The following is a 24,100-nucleotide window of genomic DNA, read 5'->3' on the forward strand; positions in this document are numbered from 1 at the left end:
GCGACCCCTAGGGGACGTCCCCTAATTCCGCAGTATGGCGTGGAACAGGACGAACGGGCGATGTGGTGTTGGCCGTCCGGTTCGTAGCGTGGAGAACGTGGCCGCGAGAACCGCGACCGCGTTCCGTTCACAGCTCGACGAATCGGGGAGAGAAGAACTCATGAACGGCCTTTATCGTCCACGCCACGGCCGGATCATCGCCGGTGTCTGCGCCGGGCTCGGGCGGCGGTTCGGGATGTCGCCCACGACCGTCCGGGTGCTGTTCCTGCTGTCGTGCCTGCTGCCGGGGCCGCAGTTCGTGGTCTACCTCGTCCTCTGGGTGATGATGCCGAACGAGGACCGCTACCTGGCCCGCACTCACTGATCACCGATAGCGCTTGGCCGGGCCCGCCCGGAGGTGTTAGATCGTGGCACCACCGTTCCCGTGGGAGGGAGGAGCCGCGGTGCCTGGTGAGGACGGCCGCCCGGGTCCCGGCCCGTTCCCCGGAGGGGGGACGGCCCCGCGCACGCCCCCGCGACCGCCGTCCGGCGCGAGCGGGCCGGCGCCGGAAGGCGGCGAGGCCGCGCGCGAGGCCGAGCACGCGGCCCGCCTGCTGCGCTACCTGCGCGACCTGGCACGGGCACGCCGCCGTCCCGCGCGGGACGTGACGGGCCACGACCAGGTCCACTGGCTGTGCGAGCTGCCCGGCGACGTCTACGTGGAGACGGACGCGGGGCCCGGCGACGTCCTGTTCAGCGTGCCGGTCATCCCGCTGACGCCGCCGGTGGTGCTGGACGAGTTCGACGGCTGGCTCGCGCTCCGCAACTGGTACCGGACCCTGCGCGAGCTGGCCGGGCAGGAGGCGGTGCTCGGCACGGGGCTGCTGACCTGGCGTCCGGCCGTCCACGACCATCTGCTGAACACGCCCGTCCGGATCGTCGTGGACGACCGCACGGAGCGGATCGACGTCGTCCTCGCCGGGCACACGACGCTGCGCGACCGGGAACTGCTGTCCGGCCACCCCGGCTACCGGCCCGCCGACTGGGTGTCGGACGCCGTGCAGGGCGGGCAGGGCTTCGGGCTGTCCGGCTCCGTCGGGGACGTCCTGCGCAAATGGTGCTCGGTCGCGATCTCCGGGCCCGCCGAGTACCGCGAGGACTGGACGCCGAACGCGGCCCCGGACGCAAGCCCCGGCGCGGGCGCCGGCGGGGGCGGCGCGTCGGCGGTTCCGCGGGTGCGGCTCGCTCCGGCGCTGGTCGTCCGCCCGCCGGGCCGCACGGCCGTCGCCGACTACCACTCCAAGCTGCTCGAACTCCTGCCCCGCGGCGTCCCGGACGGGCTCGCGCGGCTGGCGTCCCCGGCGAAGCGGCCGCACGTCATGCACGTGCCGGAACGCGCGCCGGACACCGTCCCCGACCTGCTCACCGGCCTGCTCGCCCGCGGCCACCGCGTCGTCGTCGCCACGTCCGGCGCCGCCGCGTCGGCCGCGCTCCGCGCCGCCCTCCCGCCCGGCCTCGCCGACCTCACGGTCACCGACCCGACGACGGCCGGACGGGTCGCGGACGCGATCCTCACCCGCGACGTCCCCGACCTGGACGCGCTCGCCACCGAGGAGAGGGCCGCGTCCGCCCAGGTCGCCGGGCTCCGCGACCAACTCCGCGACGGCGTCGCCGAGGAGTCCGGCGAGGGCCGTCCCGACGACCGGCTCCGCGACGAGGCCCCGGACCTCGCCTGGATGCCGCTCCTCCCGGACATGCCGTCCGGCCCGCCGATCTCCCGCTCCGAGGCCGCCGAACTCGTCGTCCTGCTCGCGGAGGAGACCCCCGAGCGCAAGGCCCGCACGGCGCAGCGGGACGTCGACCCCGGCGCGCTGCCCAGCGCCGCCTACGTCCGGACGCTGATCGAGGCCGAGTCCGCCGCGGCCGAGCGGGCAGAACGCTCCAAGACCGACCTGTCCCGGCGGTTGCGGGACACCGATGTCACCCTCCTCGCCCGCCTGGACGGCAACGCGTCCGTCGTCGGCGCCGCGCTCCGCGACCTCGGCCTGGACGGCCATCCCGGCGGCTGGAACCCCGCCGACCTGGCCGTCGGCGCGTTCGGCGACGCCCTCGCGGGCCGCCGCCCGCTCATCTGGTCCCGGGTCGCGGAGATGACGGCCCGCGCCCAGTGGGCCGAACGCGCCCTCGGGGACCTGTACGGGCACCGCATCGACCTGCCCGCCGACGCCGACCTGCGCGGCCTCGCCGCGTCCGCGCACGACCTGCGCGCCTACCTGGCCGGCGGCGGCGCCCTCAAGCGCGGGCCGCTCCGCTCCGCCGCGCAGCGTCAGGCCGAGCCCCTGCTCGCCGCCGCGCGGGTGGACGGCGCCGCGCCCACCACGCCCGAGCTGCTCGACCTCGTCCACACCGACCTCATGGTGCGGATCACCTGCCGCGAGCTGCAGTACGTGTGGGAGGCCGCCGGGATCTCCTTCCCCGCCGACCTGCCGCCCGCCGAGCGCGTCACCCGCTTCGTCCGCGCCCACGCGCGCCTCGCCCGCGTCCGGGACGCCATGCCCGCCGTGGACGAGACCAAGGCCCTCCTCGAACGCGCGGGCGTCACCGTCCCGCTCGCCCATCCCCTCCAGTGGCACGGCTACGTCGCCGCCCTCCGCAACGCGCTGGAGGGCCTCGGCGTCAACCGCGCCGCCGCCGACCTGGACGCCCTGCGCGACTCGATCGGCCCCGTCGAGAAGGGCGACCCGCCCGAACTCCGCGCCGCCCTCACCGCCGTCGGGGCCCGCGACGCCGCCGCCTACGGCCGCGCGCTCGGCGCCCTCGCCGAGGCCCGGCACGAGCGCGCCCTGCAGATCCGCTGCGAGGAGCTCATCGCCCGGGTCAGGGCCGTCCACCCCGACCTCGCCAACCTCATGATCGCCACCGACGGCGACGAGGAATGGCACGCCCGCACCCGCCGCTGGGACGAGGCCTGGGCCTGGGCCCGCGCCGCCTCGCGCCGCCTCGCCGAGCAGACCGTCCCGGCGGAGGACCGGCTCCGCGCGGCGCTCGCCGAGGCCGAGGAGCGGCTGCGCGCCGTCCGCGCCGAACTGACCTCCGCCCACGCCTGGACGGCCGTGCGGAGGAGCCTTCCGTCCGCCCCGGCGATGCCGTCCGAGGTCGTCCCGGCCTGGATCCTGCCGCTGTGGCGCATCCCGGAGGCCCTTCCGCCCGCGCCCGGCTCGTTCGACGTCGCCATAGTGGACGGCGAGCACGAGGCCGGCGCCGAGGCCCTCTTCCTCCTCTGGCTGGCCCCCCGGATCATCCTCGTGGGCCCGCCGGGACCAGCACTCCCGCCCCTCGAAGGCCCGCCCCCGTCCACCCTCCTCCCGCAGCACCTCCACGGCGCGATCACCCCCACGGCGGCCCTCTTCACAGCCCTGACCACCGAACCAGCCGCGCCTCCGGAACCCCCCGCGCCCGCCGAACGCCCCGCCCCTCCTCCCGAACGGCCCGCCGCCGCCCCGGAGCGTCCGGCCGCCGCCCCGGCGCCTCCGGCCCCGCCGCCCCCCGCGCCCGCCAAGGCTTCCCCGCCCCCGACCGCGCCGCCCCGCCGGCTGGACGCCGCCCCCCGCGCCACGCGCGCCCCGCGCCCCCGCCTCCCCCCGCCGGAGCCGGCCTCGCCGTCACCGGCCCCCCACCTGCCGCCCCGCCGCTTGGACGCGCCGCGCAGCGCGCCACCGCCGGAGCCACCGCCGGAGCCACCGCTCGCGCCCACCCTGCCGCCCCGCCGCCTGGACGCCCCGGGCCGCCGCCCGCGCGTCCCGGACGCGGGGGAGCGGGAGGCCGCGGCGCCGCGTGCGGCAGCCGAGCAGCAGGCCCCCGATCAGCAGGCCCCGGATGTCGGCCCACCGCCGCCGCGCGACGACTCGGCGGACGCGTCGGCCCAGGTCAAGCGCGGACGTTCGATCGCGAGCTACAAGCGTCCCGAGCTGGTCGAGATCGTCGGGCGCATCGCCCAGCGCGAGCCGGACCTGTCCGACGACCAGATCGTCGAGCTGGTCACCCGCCTGCTCGGCTGCCCTGAAGACGAGGCCCTCCTGGTCGGCGCCCGACTCCGCTACGCGGTGGGCGCGTACCGGGAACAGCAGTCCAGCCAGGACTGACCGCCTGCGTCAGCTGGTCGCGCGGCGGGCGCGGTGGGCGGCGACCGTCGTCCGGCTGGCGCAGGTGTTGGAGCAGAACCGGCGGCTGCGGTTGCGGGAGTCGTCCACGAAGAAGCGAGGGCAGCGGTCGGCGCGGCAGCGGCCGACGGTCACGTCCGGGTCCCCGCTGAGGACGTGGGCCAGAGCGGCGGCGCAGCTCCGGCCGAACCACGGGACGGGTTCCTCGCCGTCGCGGGCGAAGTGCAGGTGCGGGCCGTCGCCGTCGTGCTCGCTGACGTACATCTCCGGCGGATAGCGGTCGAGGAGCAGGTTGACCGGGACGGTGGGGCCGCCGTCCGCCACGGCCGCGACCGCCTCGCGCAGCGGCGGCAGGAGTGTCTCCAGTTCATCGGCGCCGGGGTCGGACACGTGATGCTGGCGGAGGAACTCCCGGCGCAGGTCGCTCGGCTCATCGCCGTTGGCCAGCTCGACGGCCAGCCGCGTCAGGTTGCCGATGTAGGCGACGTATCGCATGGGATCGCCGACCCCTTCCTCCGCCGGTAGGGAGCATGAATCTGAATACTACCTACGCAGCCTGCGGCGCGGCCGTGGAATAGATCATTCCGTTCTGATATGGTGGAGCGGAATGGTTCGTTCCTCTCGGAGGCGGGGTCAACGATGCGGGTACTGGACCGACGGACGCTGAACCGGGCAGCCCTCGACCGGCAGCTCCTCCTGAAACGCTCTGACATGCCCGTCCGGGACGCGGTCGCCCTGCTCGTCGCGCTCCAGGCGCAGGAGAACAACGTCCCGTACTACTGCCTGTGGACGAGGCTGGCCCGCTTCCAGCAGCAGGAACTCACCGACCTCATGAACGACCGCTCCGTCGTGCGCGGGTCGATCCTCCGCGGCACGCAGCACATGGCCCTCGCCGAGGACTACCGGTGGCTGCGCCCGCTCGTCCAGGAATGCCTCACCCGGGGACGGCAGGCCGCGTTCGGCCGCGTCTCCAAGGACTGGGACCTGGACGAGCTCGCCGCCGAAGCCCGCAAGCTCCTGGACGGCCAGGTCCTGACCCGTCCCCAGCTCGCCCGCGCCCTCGCCGAGCTGTGGCCCGACCGGGACGTGCAGGCTCTCGGATGGTCGGCCCAGGCGGTGCTGTCCGTCGTCCACCCGCCGCCCAGCGGAACCTGGAACGTCGGCGGCGCCACCCCGTTCGCCCTGGCGGAGGAGTGGATCGGCAAGCCCCTGTACGAGATCGGCCCCGCCCCCCTGATCCGCCGCTACCTGGCCGCGTTCGGGCCCGCGTCCGTCAAGGACTTCCAGATGTGGTCCGGCCTGCGCGGCATGGACGCCGCCTTCGCGGAACTCAGGCCCGAACTCCGCGTCTACAAGGACGAGCACGGCGTGGACCTCTTCGACCTGCCCGACCTGCGGATTCCCGACGACGGGCCCGCGCCCGTCCGCCTCCTGCCGGGCTTCGACAACCTCGTCCTCGCCTACGCCGACCGCACCCGGCTGATGACCGACGAGCAGCGCGGGATCGTCTGCGTGGGCGCCGTGATCAAGCCCACGATCCTGGTCGACGGCCGCGTCCACGGCCTGTGGACGCTCAGGAACGACCGAAAGTCCGGCAACGCCACCCTGACCGTCGAACGCTTCGCACCCCTCCCGGACGAGCGGGCCGTCGAGGACGAGGCCGCCCGCTTCCTGGAGTTCGCCGCCCCGGACGCCGACCATGACGTCCGCATCACATCCTGGTCGGGCTGATTTCCAGCAGCCGCCCGCGGATGGAACGGCGATGGGCCCCGGGGAGCTACCCAGCCCCGGGGCCCGTGTGCCGCTGTATGCGCTCACCGCGATGATCAGAAGGACGATCAGTCTTCTTGCCCGCGCTCTCCCATTGAGCTACCGCGGCACGAGAGCCGCGGGACAGATTCGAACTGCCAACCTCGGGAAAGATCGGCCTTCTCCGCCGGCGAGTGAACGGCGAATACTGATTTTGGAGCGATAGCCTTAGTTTGACGCGGCGCCTCTACCAGACTTGGGCCACCCGGGCGCGAGTGCCCGGGGGCGGATTCGAACCGCCAGTGTCACCGCTCTGAGAATGAGCCTCGTCCTCAGCTTTCGCGCCCTTGCGGACGCGACCCCCGCGCTCCAGCGGGGGAGTCTTGGGCGGGCCTTTCCCATCCGGCCGGTCGTCCGCCGGATGAGAAAGGCCCGGGAATTCCATCAGGCGAGCAGGTACGCGAAAACGGCCTCGCCGACCTGCCGGTCGTCGACGTCCGCCGCGTTGGCCTCCTCGCGCGCGTATTTCACCGCGGCCTGCAGCCGGTCGACGCGGTCGCGCAGCTCGTTCACCCGGCGCGCGGGCAGCGCCCCGGAGAACGCCACCTTCGTCCACGTCCCGACGATGACGTCCTCGGTGAACGTCTCGACCTGCGCGGGGTGCTTCTCGGTCGCCTCGTACAGGACGTGCGCCCGCGGCACCTTCTTCGTCCTGGACGTCTCGACCGGATCGGTGCGCCACACGTCCTGGCTCTCGTCGTAGCTCCACGCCTCGGCGGCGTCCAGGACGGGCAGCTTGTCGATGAGCGAGAGCAGCTCGGTGAGCTGCTTCTCCAGGAACAGCAGGTACGTGACCGGCGCCTGCGCGACGATCGTCCGGCCGTCGACGATCACGTCGGCGCGGGCCTCGCGGTTCGCCCAGTCCTTGGTCGCGACGACGTCGAACAGCCTGGTCAGCGCCGCCGCGACGTCGCGCAGCGCGTCCTCCGACTTCACCTGGACCTTGGCGGACTCCGGCGGGAGCGTCTCGCCCTCCTCGTCCTTGGGGCGGTAGACCCGCGAGATGCCCGACAGCAGCGCCGGCTTCTGCAGCACGCGCAGAACGTCGGCCAGCTCGCGCTGAGCACGGCTCTTCACGCCTTTCTCAATGGCGATGATCTGATTGAGCTTTGCCACGGTCTCTTCACCTTCCCCGTTCAGAACAACGCCAACGGTACTGAATCCCGCAAAGAATCCCCAGCGATTTTCCGGCGGGCGACGGCAGCGGACCTTCGAAATAAATCGGTGGGCAATTGCAGGTGCCGTCGTGCATAATCGCGCGCGGGACGCGGGAACCGGTTCAGGTGTGGCGCGACGTCATTCGGGACGACGAGAAGTCGTGGCCATGTTCGAACACAGGACATGCCTGGTTCTCATGGAGCCAAGCCCGAGTACGGGCCGTCCCCGCGGCGGGCGGGCCCCGCCGGAGACTTCGGGACGATCGGCCTCGACGGCCTTTTTGGACGGTCCAAGCGTGATCGGGACGTCACGAACTCGACGACCCCGGCTGAATCGCCTCCCCACATCCCGAGAAGTCTGTACAAATGTCGATGTGATCGAATGGGATGTGGAGGCGCTGGCGCGATTGCGGTCCGCCGTGCATCGCGGTGACTGGGCCGCCGGGCTCGAACTGCTGCAGGGCAGGCCGCTGGAACCGGTCCTCCAGTACGCGGGCGACGTGGCGCTGATGGTCGTCGCGCGAGGGCAGGCCCAGGGCGCGTGCCTCGCCAACGACTGCCGCGCGCTGCTGGCCGACCGCGGGTGGCCGGGGGACGCGGAGCTGGCCGCCGAGCTGGCCGAACACCGCGGCCACGGATCCGGCATGACGCTGTTCCCGCTGCCCGTCGATCTCGGCGCGGTGGCGGCGGCCATGGACGACGGGCTCCACGTCCTCGACCTGGAGCGCGGCGACGTCCTGGCCATCGACGAGCTGCCCGACGCCGAGACGCTGGCGGACGACGAGTCGCGCTGGCTGCCGATACCGCCGGGCATCCTCCCCGAAGGAGAGGACGCCCGGCGCGGCGCGGCCCGCCGCTGGCTCGCCGAGCAGGGCTACCGTCCCACCGAGCGAACCCTCTGACCCTCTAACCCCCCGGCCGGCTGACCCTCTAACCTCCTGGCCGGACCAGCGGGAACGGGATCGTCTCGCGGATGCTGAGGCCGGTCAGCGTGATCAGCAGCCGGTCGATGCCCATCCCCATGCCGCCCGCCGGGGGCATCGCGTATTCGAGGGCGCGCAGGAAGTCCTCGTCCAGCTCCATCGCCTCGGGGTCGCCGCCCGCGGCCTGCAACGACTGCTCGGTGAGCCGCTGCCGCTGCAGGACGGGGTCGATCAGCTCCGAGTACGCGGTGCCGAGTTCGAGCCCGAAGACGATGAGGTCCCATTTCTCGGCGAGGCGCGGGTCGCGGCGGTGCGGGCGGGTCAGCGGCGACGTCTCCGCCGGGTAGTCCCGGACGAACGTCGGCGCCATCAGCTCCTCCTCGACCAGCGCCTCGAACAGCTCCTGGACGAGCTTCCCCTGCCCCCACCGCGGGTCGAAGCTCAGCCCGAACCGGTCGGCGAGCTTCCGCACGACGCCCACCTCCGTGTCCGGCGTGATCTCCTCGCCCACCGCCTCGGACACCGACCCGTAGACGGTGATCTCCCGCCACGGCTCCGCGAGGTCGTACTCGACACCGTCCCGGACGACCACCGCCGTGCCGAGCGCGGCGTGGGCCGCGTCCACGACGAGGGAGCGGGTCAGCGCGGCCATCGTGTCGTAGTCGCCGTACGGCTCGTACGCCTCCAGCATCGTGAACTCGGGATTGTGCTTCTGCGACACGCCCTCGTTGCGGAAGTTGCGGTTCAGCTCGAACACGCTGCCCACGCCGCCGACCAGCAGCCGCTTCAGGTACAGCTCGGGCGCGATCCGCAGGTAGAGCCGCATGTTGTAGGCGTTGATGCGGGTGCTGAACGGCCGGGCGGCGGCCCCGCCGTGAACGGGCTGCAGCATCGGCGTCTCGACTTCGAGGTACCCGCGGCCGCGCAGGGCGTCGCGGACGGCGGCGACGGCGTCCCCGCGCATCCGGAGCATGCGGCGGGCGTCGTCGTTGACGATGAAGTCGACGTACCGCTGCCGGACGCGCGCCTCCGGGTCGGACAGGCCGGTCCGCTTGTTCGGCAGCGGGCGCAGGCATTTCGCGGCGAGCGTCCACGACGACGCGAGCACCGACAGCTCGCCGCGCCTGGACGTGACGACCTCGCCGTCCACGGCGACCTGGTCGCCGAGGTCGATGAGCGTCTTCCACCGGTGCAGCGAGTCGTCGCCGAGCGCGTCGGCGGTCAGCATGACCTGGAGGTCGGCGGTCTCGTCCCGCAGCGTCACGAAGATCAGCCGGCCGTGCTCGCGGGCGAGGACGACACGTCCGGCGATCGCGACGCGCGTCCCGGTGCCGGTGTCGGGGGGCAGCGCGGGGAAGCGGGCGCGGATGTCGGCGGCGACGTCGGTGCGCTCGCAGCCGAGCGGGTACGGGTCCATCCCGGCGGCGCGGATCCGGTCGAGCTTGGCGTGCCTGACCCGCTCCTGCTCGGACAGCCGCCGCCGGGGCACGCAGGCCGCGTCGGCGGCGTCCTCGATCTCCTTGATCCGGTCGACGAGCCCGGTGGCCGGGCCGGTCGCGGCGGCGCGGTCGAGCTTCGGCCGGTTCAGGTTCGGCAGGAACCCTTCGGCGCGGGCGTAGGCGAGCCCCAGCCGGACGAGGTCGCGGCTCTGCGTGTAGCAGATGTAGCGGGGCCGCCATTCCGGCAGGTATTTGGAGTTTGCCAAATACAGCGATTCGAGCTGCCAGAACTTCGACGCGAACGACAGGCACCGGTAGTACAGCCGCGCGACGGGACCCGCGCCGATCTGCGAGCCGCGCGCGAACGCCGACCGCAGCATCGCGAAGTTCAGCGAGAGCTGCTGCGCGCCGACCGCCGCGGCCTTCTCGGCGAGCTTGGCGACCATGTACTCGTTGAGGCCGTTCTCGGCGGCCCGGTCGCGGCGCATCAGGTCCAGCGACAGGCCCGAGCGCCCCCACGGGACGAAGCTGAGCAGGCCGCGCAGCTCGCCGTCGGCGTCGAACGCCTCGACCATGACGCAGCGCCCGTCGGTGGGGTCGCCGAGGCGGCCGAGCGCCATCGAGAAGCCGCGCTCCGTCTCCTCGCCGCGCCACGCGTCCGCGCTGCGGATCAGCTTCGCCATCTCCCAGCCGGGGATCTGCGAGTGCCGCCTGATCCGCACCCCGTACCCGGCCCGCTCGACCCGCCGGACGGCCTGCCGGACCTGCCGCATCTCCCGTCCGTCCAGGTTGAAGCGGGTGAGGTCGATCACGGCCTCGTCGCCGAGCTCCAGCGCGTCGAACCCGTGCCGCCGGTAGACGTGCGCGCCGCGCTCGCCGACGCTGACGGCGCCGGGGATCCAGGCGTGCGCGCGGCACTCGTCCAGCCACGCCTCGATCGCCTGGTCCCAGGACTCGGGGTCGCCGAGCGGGTCGCCGCTTGCCAGGGAGACCGAACCTTCGACCCGGTAGGCGATGGCCGCCTTACCGTTCGGCGCGACCATGACGTCCTTGTCGCGGCGCAGCGCGAAGTAGCCGAGCGAGTCCTGGTCGCCGTACTCGGCGAGCAGCCTGCGGGCGGCGAGCTCCTCCTTCGGCCGCAGGACGGGGTCGCGGCGCCCCGGTTTGAACATCGCCCAGAACGTGGCGATCAGCAGCCCGGTGCCGAGGACCCAGAGGATGGCGTCCACCCACAGCGGCACGCTCACGTCGATCGGCTTGCCCGTGACGCGCGGCCCGAGGACGGTCTGGGAGATCGCGTAGAGCGGATGCGTCCACAGGCCGCCGCTGCCGTCGCGGTCGGTGACCGTGACGAGGAACGTGCCGATCCCGCAGGTCACGACCAGCAGGCTGGTGAAGACGAGACCGGCGAGGCGGCGGTCGGCGCGGTCGGGCAGCGTGGTGAACTGCCCGCGCGCGGCGACCAGCAGGACGAGGACCGCGAGGTAGATGGCGGTGGTGACGATCAGCCCGGCGGGCGTCGGCCGGTCCGGGTCCAGCGCCGTCGTCAGGACGGCCGTGACGCCGAGCGCGGCCGGCAGGCAGAAGATCAGCAGCAGGATCCGCCACGCGGCCTTCTTGCGCCGCCGGACGCCCATCGACAGCAGGATCCAGAGGAGCCCGAGCGGCACGCTCGGGAACCAGCCGAGGTACCCGATCCAGCGCAGGGCCCAGATATCCGCTATCTCAAGGATGAGACCATAGGAGACCCACGCGAGCAGCGACAGGATCCCGGAGAGACGGGTGTACCAGAAGAAGATCGTCGGCGCGGCCTGGATCAACCGCCCCCACTCGCCCCGGTTATCCGTCACGGGTGTCACGCCGGGCACGGTCCGGTGCGTGTGTTCCCGCCGGGCGGCGGACCTCTGGCGGGCAAACCTCCGGGTGGAGGCGGACGTCGTACGGGTAGGGGGATGTGGCTTGCAAGCTCGGTCCAAGGTTGTCAGCAAAAGTCGATATGGTCGCGGATATGCCAAGTGAACCCAACGGTGAGCGGTTGCTCGCCCGCCGCTACCGCCTGGTCACCCAGGTGGGGCGCGGCGGCATGGGGACGGTCTGGCAGGCGCACGATGAGGTCCTCGGTCGTGACGTCGCGGTGAAGGAGGTCATCCTCCCGCATGGTCTCACCGATGAGGAACGCGCCGTGCACCATAAGCGCACGTTCCGTGAGGCGCGCACCGCCGCGCGGCTCGGCCACCCCGGCGTCGTCACCGTCTACGACGTCGTCGAGGAGGACGACCGCCCCTGGATCATCATGGAGCTCATCCGGGCCCGCTCCCTCGACCAGGTGATCAAGCAGGAGGGCCCGCTGGAGGTCCACCGCGCCGCCGAGATCGGCCGCCAGATGCTCGCCGCGCTGCACGCCGCGCACCAGGCCGGCGTCCTGCACCGCGACGTCAAGCCGAGCAACGTGCTGATCACCGGCGCCGGGCGGATGGGCGAGCGCGCCGTGCTCACCGACTTCGGCATCGCCACCGCCTCCGGCGACGCCACCCTCACCCAGACGGGCCTGGTCATGGGGTCGCCCGCGTACATCGCGCCGGAGCGGGCCCGCGGCCGCGTCGCCGGCCCGGCGTCCGACCTGTGGTCGATCGGCGTCACCCTGTACGCGATGGTGAACGGCAAGTCGCCGTTCGAGCGGTCCGAGCCGATGGCCGCGCTGGTAGCGGTGATCTCCGACGAGCCCGACCCGCCGGAGAAGGGCGGCCGGCTCATCCCCGTCATCGACGGCCTGCTCCGCAAGAACCCCGACGAGCGGATGGACGCGATCGAGGCGGGCGCGCTGCTGGACGAGATCGTCCGCCGGGAGTCCGTCGACACGCAGCGGACGATGGCCGTCGAGTACCCCGGCCCCCAGATGACGACGTCGGACGCGTACGGGCCGGAAACGTACGGGCCGGAACCGTACGAGTCGGAGGCGTACGGGGAGGCCTACGCCGAGCCGTACCCCGAGACGTACGCGCCCGACCAGCCGATCCCCGCCGAGATGGACGACCCCGGCGGCCAGACGAGCCTCGACCCCGTCGGCGGGACGCCCCGTCCGGAGACCCCCGACGCACGCCCCGACCAGCTCACCAGTTTCGACCTGCCGTCCGCCGTCTCCGGGTCCGCGACGCAGTCGGGCAGGGCGGGCAAGTCCGGGGACGCCGCCGAGGGCGGTGCGCAGGCCGGGCCCGGCGAGACGGCTCCCGATCCCGACCGCGTCTCGTCCTGGCGCCCCGGCCCGCGGACGCAGCCGACCGCGTCCGAGGGCGGGCCGCCGGCCGACTCGACGACGCACTTCCCGCCGACGACGCACCCGGCCGGGCGTCCCGCGCTCGCGTCCAACCGCAACGTGCTGATCGTCGCCGCGGTGGCGCTGCTCGTCATCGTGGTCGTCGCGAGCATCGCGCTCGCGAACGGCGGCGGGGGCGGCGAGAAGCCGGCCCGCAAGGGGAGCGCCACCACCCCGGCGACCAAGACCAAGGGCCAGTCCGCTCCGCCCAGCTCGGCCAAGCCCAGCGCGGGGCTCCCCGCCGGCTTCCGGATGCACAAGGACCGCAGCGGCTACTCCGTGCCCGTCCCGAGCGGATGGAGCGGACCCGAACGCAAGCAGGGCGGCGACTTCTTCTACTCGCCCGACCGCAAGGTCTACTTCCAGATCGACCAGACCGACGACCCCGGCGACAGCGCCATCGACGACTGGAAGCGGCAGGAACGCCAGGGGCCCGGCTTCCCCGGCTACAAGAAGATCAGGATCGCGCCGACCGGCGACCAGCCGCCCGTCCCCGACACCGGAGACGGCGACGACTCCGCCGACTGGGAGTTCACCTACGCGGGCAAGAGCGGCCGCATGCACGTCCTCAACCGCGGTTTCGTCGCGAGCGGGCACGGCTACGCCATCCTCCTCTGCGCCCCCGACAAGGACTGGAGCAAGGTCCGCGCCGACCTCCAGCCGGTCTACCGCTTCTTCAAGCCCGCCGAAGACTGACGACGACCGACGACGACTGACGAAGGGCCGTGTTGATGCCAGATCGCGTGCTCGCGGGCCGGTACCGGCTCGAATCCGTGGTCGGACGCGGCGGCATGGGCACGGTGTGGCGGGCCCACGACGAGACCCTCCACCGGGAGGTCGCGGTCAAGGAGGTCGTCCTGCCCGCCGGGCTGAGCGACGGCGAGCGCGAGAACCGGCACCGCCGGACGCTGCGGGAGGCCCGCGCCTCCGCGCGGCTGAACCATCCGGGCGTCGTGACCGTCCACGACGTCGTGGACGAGGACGACCGGCCGTGGATCGTCATGGAGCTGGTCCGGGCCCGTTCCCTCCAGGAGATCGTGGAGGAGGACGGCCCGCTGCCGCCCGCCCGCGCCGCCGCGATCGGGCGGCAGATCGCGGGCGCGCTGCGGGCCGCGCACGCCATCGGCATCCTGCACCGGGACGTCAAGCCCGCCAACGTGCTCGTCGCGGACGGCGACCGCGCCGTCCTCACCGACTTCGGCATCGCGCAGCTGGCCGGGGACGCGACGCTCACCGGCACCGGGCTGCTCATCGGGTCGCCCGCGTACATGTCGCCGGAGCGCGTCAACGGCGACCCGGCGATCCCCGCGTCCGACCTGTGGGCCCTCGGCGCCACCCTCTACGCCGCGACGGAGGGGCACGCGCCGCACCATCGCAGTGATCCGATGGCGGTCCTCGCGGCCGTGATGACGCAGGACGTCCCGCCGCCGAGGAACGCGGGGCCGCTCGCGCCCGTCCTCACCGGCCTGCTGGAACGCGACCCCGTCCGGCGGTTGAGCGGCGAGCGGGCCGAGGAGGCCCTGACCGCGATCGCCTCCGGCCAGGCCGCCGCGGACCTCGCCGCCGTCCAGACCGTGTCGGATACGGCAACGGCCGTGGACGCGACCCCGGCCCCGGTTCCGGCCCCGATTCCAGTGCCGGTTCCGATCCCGGACACCACGGCCGGCATGGCGGGCATGACCGCGCAGTTCCCGCCGGGGCCCGGCACCCAGTGGACGCCCGGACACACGCCGCCGCCCGCCGGTTCGCAGAAGCGTTCTCCTCTGCTGCCCATTCTCGCGGGCGCCGTCGCGGCGGCGGCCGTCCTGGCCGTCGCCGGGTTCCTGCTGTGGCCGGACGGATCGTCCAGCGGCAAGCAGGCCAAGGTACAGCCGTCGCCGCCCGCGACTGAGCAGTCCGTCCCGAACACGCCCACGACACCGGCCTCGTCCCCGCCCAGCACGGGCGACACGCCGCTCCCGGACGGTCTCGTCCAGGCGAGCGGCCCCGGTTTCAGCATCGCCGTCCCGCGCGGCTGGCGGCGGTCGGAGCGGGGCAAGAGCGTCATCTGGCTCGCCCCCGGGTCCAGCGCCTACGTGCAGGTCGACCGGACGCAATGGTCCGGCGACCCGTACGAGCACTGGGTCACCTGGGAGCAGGAGGCCATCGCCGACGGGAAACTGACGGGTTTCCGCCGGATCGGCGAGATCGAGCGGACGAGCGTCGGCGGCGTGCCCGCCGCTGACATCGAGTTCTCGTGGTGGCGCGACGGCGGCGTCACCCGGGCGCGCGATCGCGGTGTGATCTTCAATGGCCGCCCCTATGCTGTGGTGGTTGCGGTTCCCGCGTCCCAGTGGAACGAGAACGAGGCACTCGTGAAGAATGTGCTCGACACGTTCCGTCCCTCCGGGGTGGGATGACCAGTGGGGGGACCCTCTAGCCATGGCACAGCCACGTCTGCTCGGTAACCGCTACCGGCTCGACTCGGTCGTCGGGCGGGGCGGCATGGGCACCGTGTGGCGCGCCTTCGACGTCATGCTGGACCGCGAGGTCGCCGTCAAGGAGGTCGTGCTCCCGCCCGGCCTCAACGACAGCGAGCGGGGCGTCCTGTACGAGCGGACGTTCCGGGAGGCGCGGGCGTCGGCGCGGCTGAACCACTCCGGGGTCGTGACCGTCCACGACGTGGTCGAGGAGTCGGACCGGCCCTGGATCGTGATGGAGCTGGTCCTCGCCCCGTCCCTCCAGGACCTCCTCGAACGCGGGCCGATGGAGCACCGCCGTGTCGCCGACATCGGGCTGCAGATGCTCGGGGCGCTCCGGCACGCGCACGAGAAGGGCATCCTGCACCGCGACGTCAAGCCCAGCAACGTGCTGATCACCGACACCGGCCGGGTCGTGCTCACCGACTTCGGCATCGCCCAGGTCGAGGGCGACGCGACCCTCACGCAGACGGGCCTGGTCATGGGATCGCCCGCCTACATCCCGCCGGAGCGGGCGCAGGGCGAGCGCGCGGTGCCCGCCTCCGACCTGTGGGCGCTGGGCGCGACCCTGTACGCGGCCGTCGAGGGGCGCTCCCCCTACGAGCGGTCGGACGCGATGGCGTCGCTGCAGGCCGCGCTGACCGAGCCGGTCCCGCCCGCGCGCAACGCGGGCCCGCTCGCGCACGTGCTGGACGGCCTGCTGGCCCGCGAGCCGGTGAACCGGATGACCGCCGCGCAGGCGCAGCCGCTGCTCACCCGCGTGGCGCTGCTGCCCCCGCCCGCGGCGCAGGTCGAGGAGACGGTGGCGGACGAGCCGTCCGGCCGCTTCCTGCCCACCCGGACGGACGACGCGTCCGAGACCGTCCTCGACCCGGACGACCTGAACCCGCCGACCCGCCGCGACCCCGGCCAGTTCCGGCCCACGAGCCGGCCCCTGAGCCAGAACCAGAACCCCGGTCAGGGCCAGAGCCAAAGTCCGGGCCAGAGCCAGAGTCCGGGCCAGAGCCAGAGTCCGGGTCAGGGGCGGCAGCAGAACGGGGCGCATCACCAGCCTCCCCGTCCCGGGCACGATCCCGAGGCGCGGACGTTCGTGGAGACCGAGTGGGCGCCGCCGCCGTCCCAGCCGCACGCTCAGCCGCATTCCCAGGGCCTACAGCCAGGCCAGCCGGCACAGCCGGGCCTTCCGCCGCAGACGCCTCCGCCGTGGGAGCAGCCGCAGCAGTACGCGAACTGGCAGCAGCCGCCTCCGCCGTCCCTGCGGGGCGCCGGTCCCGCGGGGCCCGCCGGGCGTGCGGAGCGACGCAAGACGCTGGTGGTCGTGACGATCGCGGTGGTCCTGGTCGTGGCGGCGGTGCTGGTGGGCGCGTTCATCCTGCGCGGCAAGCTGCGGACGGGCGCCGAAGCCCCGGCGGCGCTGCCGAGCCCGGTGATCCGCGTCCAGCCCGCCGTGCTCGGCGCCCGCTGAGGGGGATCAGCCGCGGGGGATCAGCCGGGGGACAGGGCGTCCAGGGCGAGGCGGAGGTCGGCGACGTGCGCGTCGAGGTCGGCGGCGGGCTCACCGGCCTGGAGCCGGGCCACGTCCTCCTCGATCAGCTTGACGCGCTCGTCGAGGGCCGACAGCAGCCGCTCGCCGCCCGCCAGCACCGCCTCCCCGTCGCCCTCGGCGAGGGTCTGGCGCAGCAGCTGCGCCTGCCGCCTGAGCTGCAGGTTGCGGCGGTGCAGCTCGACGAACACCGACACCTTCGCGCGCAGCAGCCACGGGTCGAACGGCTTGGTCAGGTAGTCGACCGCGCCGGCCGCGTAGCCGCGGAACGCCTGCTCGCCCGCCTCGCCGCCCGCGGTGAGGAAGATGATCGGGATGTCGCGGGTGCGGGGCCGGGACTTGATGTGGCCCGCGGTCTCGAACCCGTCCATCTCGGGCATGACGACGTCGAGCAGGATCAGCGCGAAGTCGTCGTTCAGCAGTTCCTTCAGCGCGGCCTGCCCGGACGTGACCGGCACGACCTCCACCGGCAGCGCGTCGAGCACGGCGGCGAGGGCGGTCAGGTTCTCCTCGCGGTCGTCGACGGCCAGGATCCTCGTGTCGCTCGGCACCGGACTCCCTTACGTCAAACGACGGCCTCTGCCGTCCACCCTGCCATGACCGTTCGGACGACAACAGTGAATCGTCCCGGAGTAAGAATTTCTAGGGCAGCCAGCCGGGTTTGACCAGCCCGGACTCGTAGGCGAATACGACGAGCTGCGCCCGGTCGCGGGCGTTGAGCTTCACCATCGTCCGGCTGACATGGGTTTTCGCGGTCGCCGGGCTGACCACCAGCCGGGCCGCGATCTCCTCGTTCGACAGGCCCTCGCCGACCAGCGCCATGACCTCCCGCTCCCGCTCGGTCAGGGCGTTCAGGCGCGGCGAGGGCGCGGGTTCCTTGGCCCGCGCGGCGAACTCGGCGATCAGCCTGCGGGTCACCGACGGCGACAGCAGCGCGTCCCCGTCCGCGACGGCCCGGACGGCGTGGATCAGCTCGACCGGCTCGGTGTCCTTGACGAGGAACCCGCTCGCGCCGCCGCGCAGCGCCTCGAACACGTACTCGTCCAGCTCGAATGTGGTGAGAATCACGATCTTCACGCCGTCGAGCCGGTCGTCGGACGCGATCCGCCGGGTGGCCTCCAGGCCGTCCAGGCCCGGCATGCGGATGTCCATCAGGATGACGCTCGGGCGCAGCCGCTTCGCCTGCGCTACGGCCTCCTCGCCGTCGCTCGCCTCGCCGACGACCTCGATGTCGGGCTGCGCGTCCAGCAGCGCGCGGAAACCGGCCCGGACGAGCACCTGGTCGTCGGCCAGCAGCACTTTGATCATCGAGGCCCGCGCGTCCGGCGAGCCACCAGAGACCTGCATGTCCGGTCAGTCCTCTCTCACGGTGGACGCGCCGTCCGGTTCTGCGGACGGCGGCCCGCCCGGCTCCGGTCCGTCCGGCTCCGGTCCCGCCTCCATGGGGAGCGTCGCGCGGACGCGGAACCCGCCGCCCGGCCCCGGCCCCGCCTCGAACGAGCCGCCGAGCGCGGCGGCCCGCTCCCGCATGCCGCTGATCCCGCTGCCGCTGCCGCCCGGGTCGTCCAGGAGGGACACCCCCCGGCCGTCGTCGTCGACCTGCACCACGATCTCGTGCTTACCGTAGGCGATGCGGACCCGCGCCGTCACCGGGCCTGGACCGGCATGGCGGCTCACGTTCGTCAGCGACTCCTGCACGATCCGGAACGCGGCGAGGTCGGTGCCCGCGTGCAGCGGACGCCGGTCCCCGGTGATCTCGGCGTCGACGCGGAGCCCGGCGGCGCGGGCGCGGGCGAGCAGGTCGTCCAGCCCGCCGAGGCCCGCGGTGGGGGTGCGGGGCGCGGTCTCGCCCTGCGACCGCAGCGCGCCGATCACCCCGCGCATCTCGGTGAGGGCGTCCTTGCTGGCCTCCTTGATGGCGGCGAGCGCCGTCCGGGCCTGCTCGGGGTTCTCGTCCATCAGGTGCAGCGCCACCCCCGCCTGCACGTTGATCATCGAGATGTTGTGGGCGAGGACGTCGTGCAGCTCGCGGGCCATCCGCAGCCGTTCCTCGCTGGCCTGGCGGCGCTCCTCCTCGGCGCGGGTGCGGGCCGTCTCGGCGGCCCGCTGGGCGCGCATCCGGAGCAGCTCGGACGTGACGAGCACGACCAGCGCCCAGGCGGTGACGAACGTCGCGGCGACGGCGCTCGGCTCCTGGGGCGAGAACCAGCCGCTGCCGCGCTCCTGCTCCGGGACGCCGATCAGCGCGGACAGGCCGAAGAAGGCGGCCAGGCCCACGCCCGTCCCGGCCCAGGCGGCGAGCCGGTGCCCCGCGACGACCGCGGCCATCATCGCGACGCCGAGGGAGAACGGCGCGGGCCCGTAGGGGTAGGCGCGCAGCAGGTACAGCGCGGTCACCGCTCCGACCGCGGCCAGCGTGAACACCGGGTTCCGGCGGCGCAGCAGGAGCAGCGCCGGGCCGGCCAGCAGGAGGCCGAATCCGAGGGCGTCGAGGTCGGCGTGGCCGACGCCGGGGTCGGCGCCGCCGCCGTCCGCCCACGGCGGTCCGGACCCCTGCCGCCCCCCGCCGTGCTGCGCGCCCATCGACCCGAACACCTGGACGAACGCCAGGAGGGCCGGGACGACCCACACCGGCCAGGCGGCCGGACTCGGCCAGTGCGGCCTCCCCGCGTCGTTCCGGGGGGTGTGGGGGGTCGTCCCCCCACGATGACCCGGGCCGTGCGGCGGTGAAGTGCTCATGTCTGAACGTTAAGTCATCGAGGTCAGGGTGCACGTCGGCCGTGGGGAGTCAGCTTCCGTACTCCTCGGGACGTACCCGCGCGGGCCGGTCACCGCGCGGGCCGGTCAGCGCGCGGGCCGGTCAGCGCGCGGGCCGGTCAGCGCGCGGGCCGGTCAGCGCGTCCATCGGACGGGGAGGCGCTCGAAGCCGTGCCGGGCGTTGGACCGCAGCATCACCGGCTCGCCCACGATCTGCGGCAGCCCAGGACGTTCAAGCAGCGCGTCGAGCAGCGCCCGCAACTGCACGCGGGCGAGCCGCGCCCCCAGGCAGGCACGGAACCCGAAACCGAAGCAGAGATGGGATCGGGCACCTCGGACGAACCGGTCCGGCAGGAACTGCCCGGGGTCGGGGAACACGTCCTCATCGTGGTTGGCGGAGACGAGCCAGAGCGTGACGCGCTCGCCGGCGAGCAGCGGCACGCCGCCGATGACGGTGTCGCGCTGCACGATGCGCCAGACCTGGAGGACGGGCGTCCACCAGCGCAGCATCTCCTCGACGGCGGCGTCGAGGAGCCGCTCGTCCCACCGCGCCTCCTGGAGCCGGACGTACTGCGAGGGGTGGCGGAGCAGCGCGAAGAGGCCGCCGGCGAGGGTGTTCCGCAGCGTTTCGGGGAGGTCGCGGACGACCTCGCCGGCGAAGTCGACCGTCTCGCCGTACGGGACGCGGGCGAGCATGGCCCGCGCGGGCGGGTCCATGTCGATGGGGGCGGGGGCGGGCCTGTCGGGGACGGCGCCGGTGTCCGGGAGGTCGGCGGTGATGGGGCCGTGCAGCATCCCGTCCCCCTGCGGCGCGAAGAGCTCCGGGTGCGTGAGGGCGTGGTGGACGTCGGCGTAGCGGAGCACGCCCCAGGAGCCGGGCCGGTCGGCCATGCGGCCGTCCAGCCAGACCACCGGGGTCTTGGCCCGGAGCCGTTCCAGCCGGTCGAACGGGACGCCGCGCGCGTAGGCGTCCGCGCAGTCGACCACCCCGGCGTCGGTGATGGGCAGCGCGCCTCGCCGTTGAGGCATGGGAACCTCCTCTGCAAGACGGACGCTAACGTGTCCCGCCCTGACCCTGAAAGGTCCGGATTCGGCCGTCCGTTAGACGCACGCGTCGCGAAGGGGGTCAGCCGGCGAGCCACTCCCCGGTCTCGACGCTGACGAGGCCGTGCCTGGCCGCCTCGATCACCGCCTCCCGCTGCGAGTGCACGCCGAGCTTGCTGAGCACGCTCTGCACGTGGCTGCGTGCGGTGCTGCGCGTCACCCCCATCGCCTTGGCGAGCGCCTGCGTCGACTCGCCGCGCGCGAGCCGCGTCAGCACCTCCCGCTCGCGGGGCGTGAGGAAACGCGCGACCTGCTGCGCCTGGCTGCGGCGGCGCGTCCCGCCCCGCCTCGTCGGCTGGCGGACGACGACCTCGCCGTCGGCGACGCGCTCCAGCACGGAGAGGATGTCGCCGGCCTGCTGGCCCTTGTCCGCGAATCCCCGCACGCCCGCCGCTACCCCGTCGTCCAGCACCGCCTGCTCGAGGAACCCGCTGAGGACGACGAACTTCGTGCGCGGGGACGCGGCGCGCAGCCTCGGCATCCAGTCGAGCGCCGTGTCGGACGGGAACTGCAGGTCGATCAGGCCCACGTCCGGCTGCCTGATCCGCAGCAGGGGCATCGCTTCGGCCGGGGAGTAGGCCACCCCGACGATGTCGTGCCCGGCGTCCGCCAGGACCAGGGACAGCGAATCCGCGAAGACCGCATGGTCGTCGCAAATGAGCACCCTCATGGATGGCGCCGCCAGTCGTCGGCGTGGACGTCGGCGTGCGCGTCGGCGGGTATGCCCGCCGGGTCGGGGGGCGGCGCCGCCGGAAGCAGGATCCGGACGCGCGCCCCGCCCATCTCGCAGGTGCGGATCTCCAGGCTGCCGCCGTAACCGGAGATGAGGTCGTGGACGATCCCGAGCCCCAGCGACGCGAGCCCGCGCCGCGCGGGCCCCGGCCTGCCGGGACGCGGGGTCGCGCCGAATCCGGGGCCGTCGTCGTCGACCTGGATGACGACCCAGCCCTGGTCGGCCTCGACCCGCACGTCGACGCGCCCGTCCGCGACGCGGCAGGCGTTGTCGAGGACGTTGCGGACCGCGCGCCACAGCGCGACCGGGTCCATGTGCGCCCACGCCTCGCCGCCGCTCAAGCAGACCTCGTGCGGGGTGGCGAGCCGCATCCCGGTGACGATCTCGGCGGTGAGGTCGTGCACCTGGATCCGCTCCGGGGTCGGCGGCGGCCGGTCGGCGTGCCCGCCGTCCGCGTCGTCGTCGAGCTGGCGCAGCAGATGGTCGAGCCACCGGGTCTCGCCGAGCAGCTGCTCGATGCGGGCCCTGCTGGTGTCGCCGACGTCGTCCGCGACGACGACGGCCGAGGCCAGCATGATGATCGTGCCGAGTTCGTGGCGGATGTCGTGCCGGAGCCGCCGTCGCGACAGGACGTTCGCCCCGCTCGCCGCCGGCTCGTCGTCGGCGTCGTCGTCATCGGCGGCGGCCGTCTCGCCGGCGGCGGAGAGCCCGTCACCGGTCCTGAGCTCCCAGGGGCCGATTCCCGCGAGCGATCTCACGCCTGCGGGAGCGGCCATCGGAGACGGCCGACACCACCCGTTGTCCATGAGTTCCCCCATACCTTATTCCAGCAGCGTCTTAGACGCTGTCCCCGGATACGCGCGCTGTCCACAAATTGGCCGGACCCAACCACTTTCTGTCCAGAACCGGACACGCGCTGCAGTGGGTGAACCATTTTGATTGACGGCGCGTCGGCCCGAGCATTTTCGGTTCCTCCGTCGTCTCCGCGCCGCCTTTCTTCATGCCGACAGCGTAGCCCCGTTGCGCATTCCGGCGGGTGTGCCGCCGGGCCGGCTGAGAGATAGTCTGCACATGCCGAAGGTCACATTTCTCGGGCATGCGGGGGTGGCGGTGGACGCGGCGGCGTTTCACCTGCTCGCGGACCCGTGGCTCGCTCCAACGGGGGCTTTTCTCGGCGCCTGGCACCAGTATCCGAGAAACGATCACCTCGATCTCGTCCCGCTGCTCGACGCGGATTACGTCGCCGTCTCGCACGAGCACCTAGATCATTTCGACCCGTGGGTCCTGGACCGGCTTCCGGCCCGGACCCGAATCCTCATTCCGCGCTATCCGGGACCGGCCTTCCGCGAGCGCATGGCGGACGCGGCGGGCGGCCGCCAGGTGATCGAATTGACGGCGTGGGAGAAATTCCCGCTCGACACCCGGGGTTCCTGGATCACGGCGATTCCGGAGCTCTCGCCGATGTGCCATGACGCGGCATTTCTCATCGTCGCGGACGGCCGCGGGGTCCTGCACGGCAACGACGCCCGGCTCACCGCCGCGCAGGCCCGCCGCGCCAAGCACCTGGCGGGCGGACGGCTCGACCTGATGGCGGTGCAGACGTCAGGGGCGTCCTGGCACCCGATCTGCTACCGGTACCCGGCCGAGGAGATGGCGAAGATCTCCATGGACAAGCGGGTGTCGAAGCTCCGCTCCGTGCAGCGGCTCGTCCGGCAGACCGCGCCGGAGCTGGCCGTCCCGTTCGCGGGGCCGCCCTGCTTCCTGGACGCGGAGGTCGACCACCTGAACTGGGTGCTCGGCCAGGAGGACGGCGCGTTCTGCGATCCCGAGGTCGCCACGGAGTGGCTGCGCGAGCACCTGCCGAACCAGCTCTGGGACTCCTTCAAACCCGGCGACGCCATCGACCTCGACACCGGCGAGATCACCCGCGACCCCGTCTCGGCGGAGTTCTCCTTCGCCGACGCCGACCGGGGCGACTACCTCAAGCGGTACGCCGCCGACCGCGCGCCCGCCATCGCCGAGGTCATGGCGCAGCACCCAGAGCCGGGTCCCGACCTGTTCGACCGGTTCACCGCCCATTTCGAGTATCTCGGCGGGCTCAGCGACTACTTCCTGCGGCAGATCTCCATGACCGTGCAGTTCGAGGTCACCGGCCCGAACGGCGGCGTCTGGGACGTGGACTTCTCCCCGGACGGGCTCACGGTATCCGAGTCGTCCCCGGCCGTCCGCCCGGACTACCGGATCACCACGGCGGGACGGTGGCTCGACGGCGTCCTCGCCGGCCGGCTGGCGTGGGAGGACCTGCTCATCTCGTTCCGCCTCAGCCTCCACCGCGACCCCGACGTCTACAACGACTACCTCGTCGGCCTCCTCAAGCACGCCAACGCGCCCGCGCTGCAGGCCGTCGAGGCGTACGAGACCGGACGCGACGAGTCCGAGCGGATCACCGTCTCCAGCGACGGCGCCCGCTACGAGATCCCCCGCTACTGCCCGCACGCCGGCGAGGACCTGTCGGTCGGCGCCGTCGTCCGCGACGGCCGGATCCACTGCCTCGCCCACAACTTCGCCTTCGATCTCGCGACCGGCGAATGCGTCAACGCGCGCGCCGCCAATCTCACGAGCCGGAAAGTGACCTGAATCACCTTTCGGCGGGTAATCCTCCGCGACAAGTAGAGCGTGTCTGACATGGGGTTATACGTCGTCTCGTGTTAGATTTCTTGCCTG

Annotated in this window: 17 protein-coding genes; 8 read left to right on the forward strand and 9 right to left on the reverse strand. The window is 73.1% G+C overall.

The genetic code is table 11. From position 1 onward, the window contains the following. Positions 1-97: 97 nt before the first annotated feature. A complete protein-coding gene (locus tag ACH35V_RS05825; protein WP_395970472.1) occupies positions 98-364 on the forward strand; it encodes a PspC domain-containing protein in 267 nt (88 codons plus the stop codon). Positions 365-443: 79 nt separating this feature from the next. Beyond that, positions 444-4,121 carry a hypothetical protein gene (locus tag ACH35V_RS05830; RefSeq protein WP_395970473.1) on the forward strand — a complete coding sequence of 1,226 codons (3,678 nt, stop codon included), beginning with the start codon at positions 444-446 and terminating at the stop codon, positions 4,119-4,121. 9 nt (positions 4,122-4,130) lie between these two features. Here the strand turns inward: ACH35V_RS05830 and ACH35V_RS05835 are convergent, their stop codons facing one another. Continuing rightward, entirely contained in the window at positions 4,131-4,634 is a 504-nt protein-coding gene (locus tag ACH35V_RS05835) for a CGNR zinc finger domain-containing protein (protein WP_395970474.1), read from the reverse strand. 144 nt (positions 4,635-4,778) lie between these two features. Between ACH35V_RS05835 and ACH35V_RS05840 the strand changes: the two genes are divergently transcribed. Next, positions 4,779-5,870, forward strand: coding sequence for a winged helix DNA-binding domain-containing protein (locus ACH35V_RS05840; protein WP_395970475.1), 1,092 nt, complete (start codon positions 4,779-4,781; stop codon positions 5,868-5,870). Between the two features lie 462 nt (positions 5,871-6,332). Here ACH35V_RS05840 and ACH35V_RS05845 read toward each other — a convergent pair whose 3' ends face one another. Continuing rightward, a complete protein-coding gene (locus tag ACH35V_RS05845; protein WP_395970476.1) occupies positions 6,333-7,064 on the reverse strand; it encodes a hypothetical protein in 732 nt (243 codons plus the stop codon). 415 nt (positions 7,065-7,479) lie between these two features. Here ACH35V_RS05845 and ACH35V_RS05850 point away from each other — a divergent pair, with 415 nt between their 5' ends. Continuing rightward, on the forward strand, positions 7,480-8,007 hold the full coding sequence (locus ACH35V_RS05850; RefSeq protein ID WP_395970477.1) for a hypothetical protein: 528 nt from the start codon (positions 7,480-7,482) through the stop codon (positions 8,005-8,007). A gap of 28 nt (positions 8,008-8,035) precedes the next feature. Here ACH35V_RS05850 and lysX read toward each other — a convergent pair whose 3' ends face one another. Next, a complete protein-coding gene (lysX, locus tag ACH35V_RS05855) occupies positions 8,036-11,326 on the reverse strand; it encodes a bifunctional lysylphosphatidylglycerol synthetase/lysine--tRNA ligase LysX (protein WP_395970478.1) in 3,291 nt (1,096 codons plus the stop codon). 149 nt (positions 11,327-11,475) lie between these two features. On the opposite strand from lysX, the gene ACH35V_RS05860 reads away from it, so the two are divergent. Genes ACH35V_RS05860 through ACH35V_RS05870 form a run of 3 tightly spaced genes read left to right on the forward strand, consistent with a single transcriptional unit; the run spans position 11,476 to position 16,704 of the window. After that, positions 11,476-13,476, forward strand: coding sequence for a protein kinase (locus ACH35V_RS05860; RefSeq protein ID WP_395970479.1), 2,001 nt, complete (start codon positions 11,476-11,478; stop codon positions 13,474-13,476). Positions 13,477-13,511: 35 nt separating this feature from the next. Beyond that, a complete protein-coding gene (locus tag ACH35V_RS05865) occupies positions 13,512-15,179 on the forward strand; it encodes a serine/threonine-protein kinase (protein ID WP_395970480.1) in 1,668 nt (555 codons plus the stop codon). 22 nt (positions 15,180-15,201) lie between these two features. Next, complete coding sequence (locus ACH35V_RS05870) at positions 15,202-16,704, forward strand: protein kinase (protein WP_395970481.1); 1,503 nt, start codon at positions 15,202-15,204, stop codon at positions 16,702-16,704. A 20-nt stretch (positions 16,705-16,724) separates the two neighbouring features. Here ACH35V_RS05870 and ACH35V_RS05875 read toward each other — a convergent pair whose 3' ends face one another. The 6 genes from ACH35V_RS05875 to ACH35V_RS05900 form a co-directional block, all read right to left on the reverse strand. After that, on the reverse strand, positions 16,725-17,333 hold the full coding sequence (locus tag ACH35V_RS05875) for a two-component system response regulator (RefSeq protein ID WP_395970482.1): 609 nt from the start codon (positions 17,331-17,333) through the stop codon (positions 16,725-16,727). A 91-nt stretch (positions 17,334-17,424) separates the two neighbouring features. After that, the gene (locus tag ACH35V_RS05880; RefSeq protein ID WP_138646131.1) at positions 17,425-18,090 is read right to left on the reverse strand and encodes a response regulator transcription factor; all 666 of its coding nucleotides are present in this window, start codon (positions 18,088-18,090) and stop codon (positions 17,425-17,427) included. 45 nt (positions 18,091-18,135) lie between these two features. Further along, positions 18,136-19,521 carry a sensor histidine kinase gene (locus ACH35V_RS05885; RefSeq protein ID WP_395970483.1) on the reverse strand — a complete coding sequence of 462 codons (1,386 nt, stop codon included), beginning with the start codon at positions 19,519-19,521 and terminating at the stop codon, positions 18,136-18,138. Between the two features lie 153 nt (positions 19,522-19,674). After that, positions 19,675-20,568, reverse strand: coding sequence for a cytochrome P450 (locus tag ACH35V_RS05890; RefSeq protein ID WP_395970484.1), 894 nt, complete (start codon positions 20,566-20,568; stop codon positions 19,675-19,677). Between the two features lie 97 nt (positions 20,569-20,665). After that, complete coding sequence (locus ACH35V_RS05895; protein ID WP_395970485.1) at positions 20,666-21,313, reverse strand: response regulator transcription factor; 648 nt, start codon at positions 21,311-21,313, stop codon at positions 20,666-20,668. Beyond that, the gene (locus tag ACH35V_RS05900) at positions 21,310-22,134 is read right to left on the reverse strand and encodes a sensor histidine kinase (RefSeq protein ID WP_395970486.1); all 825 of its coding nucleotides are present in this window, start codon (positions 22,132-22,134) and stop codon (positions 21,310-21,312) included. The genes ACH35V_RS05895 and ACH35V_RS05900 overlap by 4 nt, the downstream gene beginning before the upstream one ends. Positions 22,135-22,447: 313 nt before the next feature. Between ACH35V_RS05900 and ACH35V_RS05905 the strand changes: the two genes are divergently transcribed. Further along, positions 22,448-24,013: a Rieske 2Fe-2S domain-containing protein gene (locus tag ACH35V_RS05905; protein ID WP_395970487.1), complete on the forward strand. Its 1,566-nt coding sequence runs from the start codon at positions 22,448-22,450 to the stop codon at positions 24,011-24,013. Positions 24,014-24,100: the final 87 nt, after the last annotated feature.

The organism is Actinomadura sp. 1N219, from assembly GCF_044326405.1.
GTDB lineage: Bacteria > Actinomycetota > Actinomycetes > Streptosporangiales > Streptosporangiaceae > Spirillospora.

Bases quoted from the DNA above. Each gene is read 5' to 3' on its own strand.
- ACH35V_RS05860 (WP_395970479.1), top strand. From the start codon at position 11,476: ATGCCAAGTGAACCCAACGGTGAGCGGTTGCTCGCCCGCCGCTACCGC.
- ACH35V_RS05895 (WP_395970485.1), bottom strand. From the start codon at position 21,313: ATGAGGGTGCTCATTTGCGACGACCATGCGGTCTTCGCGGATTCGCTG.
- ACH35V_RS05840 (WP_395970475.1), top strand. From the start codon at position 4,779: ATGCGGGTACTGGACCGACGGACGCTGAACCGGGCAGCCCTCGACCGG.
- ACH35V_RS05880 (WP_138646131.1), bottom strand. From the start codon at position 18,090: ATGATCAAAGTGCTGCTGGCCGACGACCAGGTGCTCGTCCGGGCCGGT.
- ACH35V_RS05905 (WP_395970487.1), top strand. From the start codon at position 22,448: ATGCCGAAGGTCACATTTCTCGGGCATGCGGGGGTGGCGGTGGACGCG.
- ACH35V_RS05865 (WP_395970480.1), top strand. From the start codon at position 13,512: ATGCCAGATCGCGTGCTCGCGGGCCGGTACCGGCTCGAATCCGTGGTC.
- ACH35V_RS05835 (WP_395970474.1), bottom strand. From the start codon at position 4,634: ATGCGATACGTCGCCTACATCGGCAACCTGACGCGGCTGGCCGTCGAG.
- ACH35V_RS05870 (WP_395970481.1), top strand. From the start codon at position 15,202: ATGGCACAGCCACGTCTGCTCGGTAACCGCTACCGGCTCGACTCGGTC.
- ACH35V_RS05885 (WP_395970483.1), bottom strand. From the start codon at position 19,521: ATGAGCACTTCACCGCCGCACGGCCCGGGTCATCGTGGGGGGACGACC.
- ACH35V_RS05890 (WP_395970484.1), bottom strand. From the start codon at position 20,568: ATGCCTCAACGGCGAGGCGCGCTGCCCATCACCGACGCCGGGGTGGTC.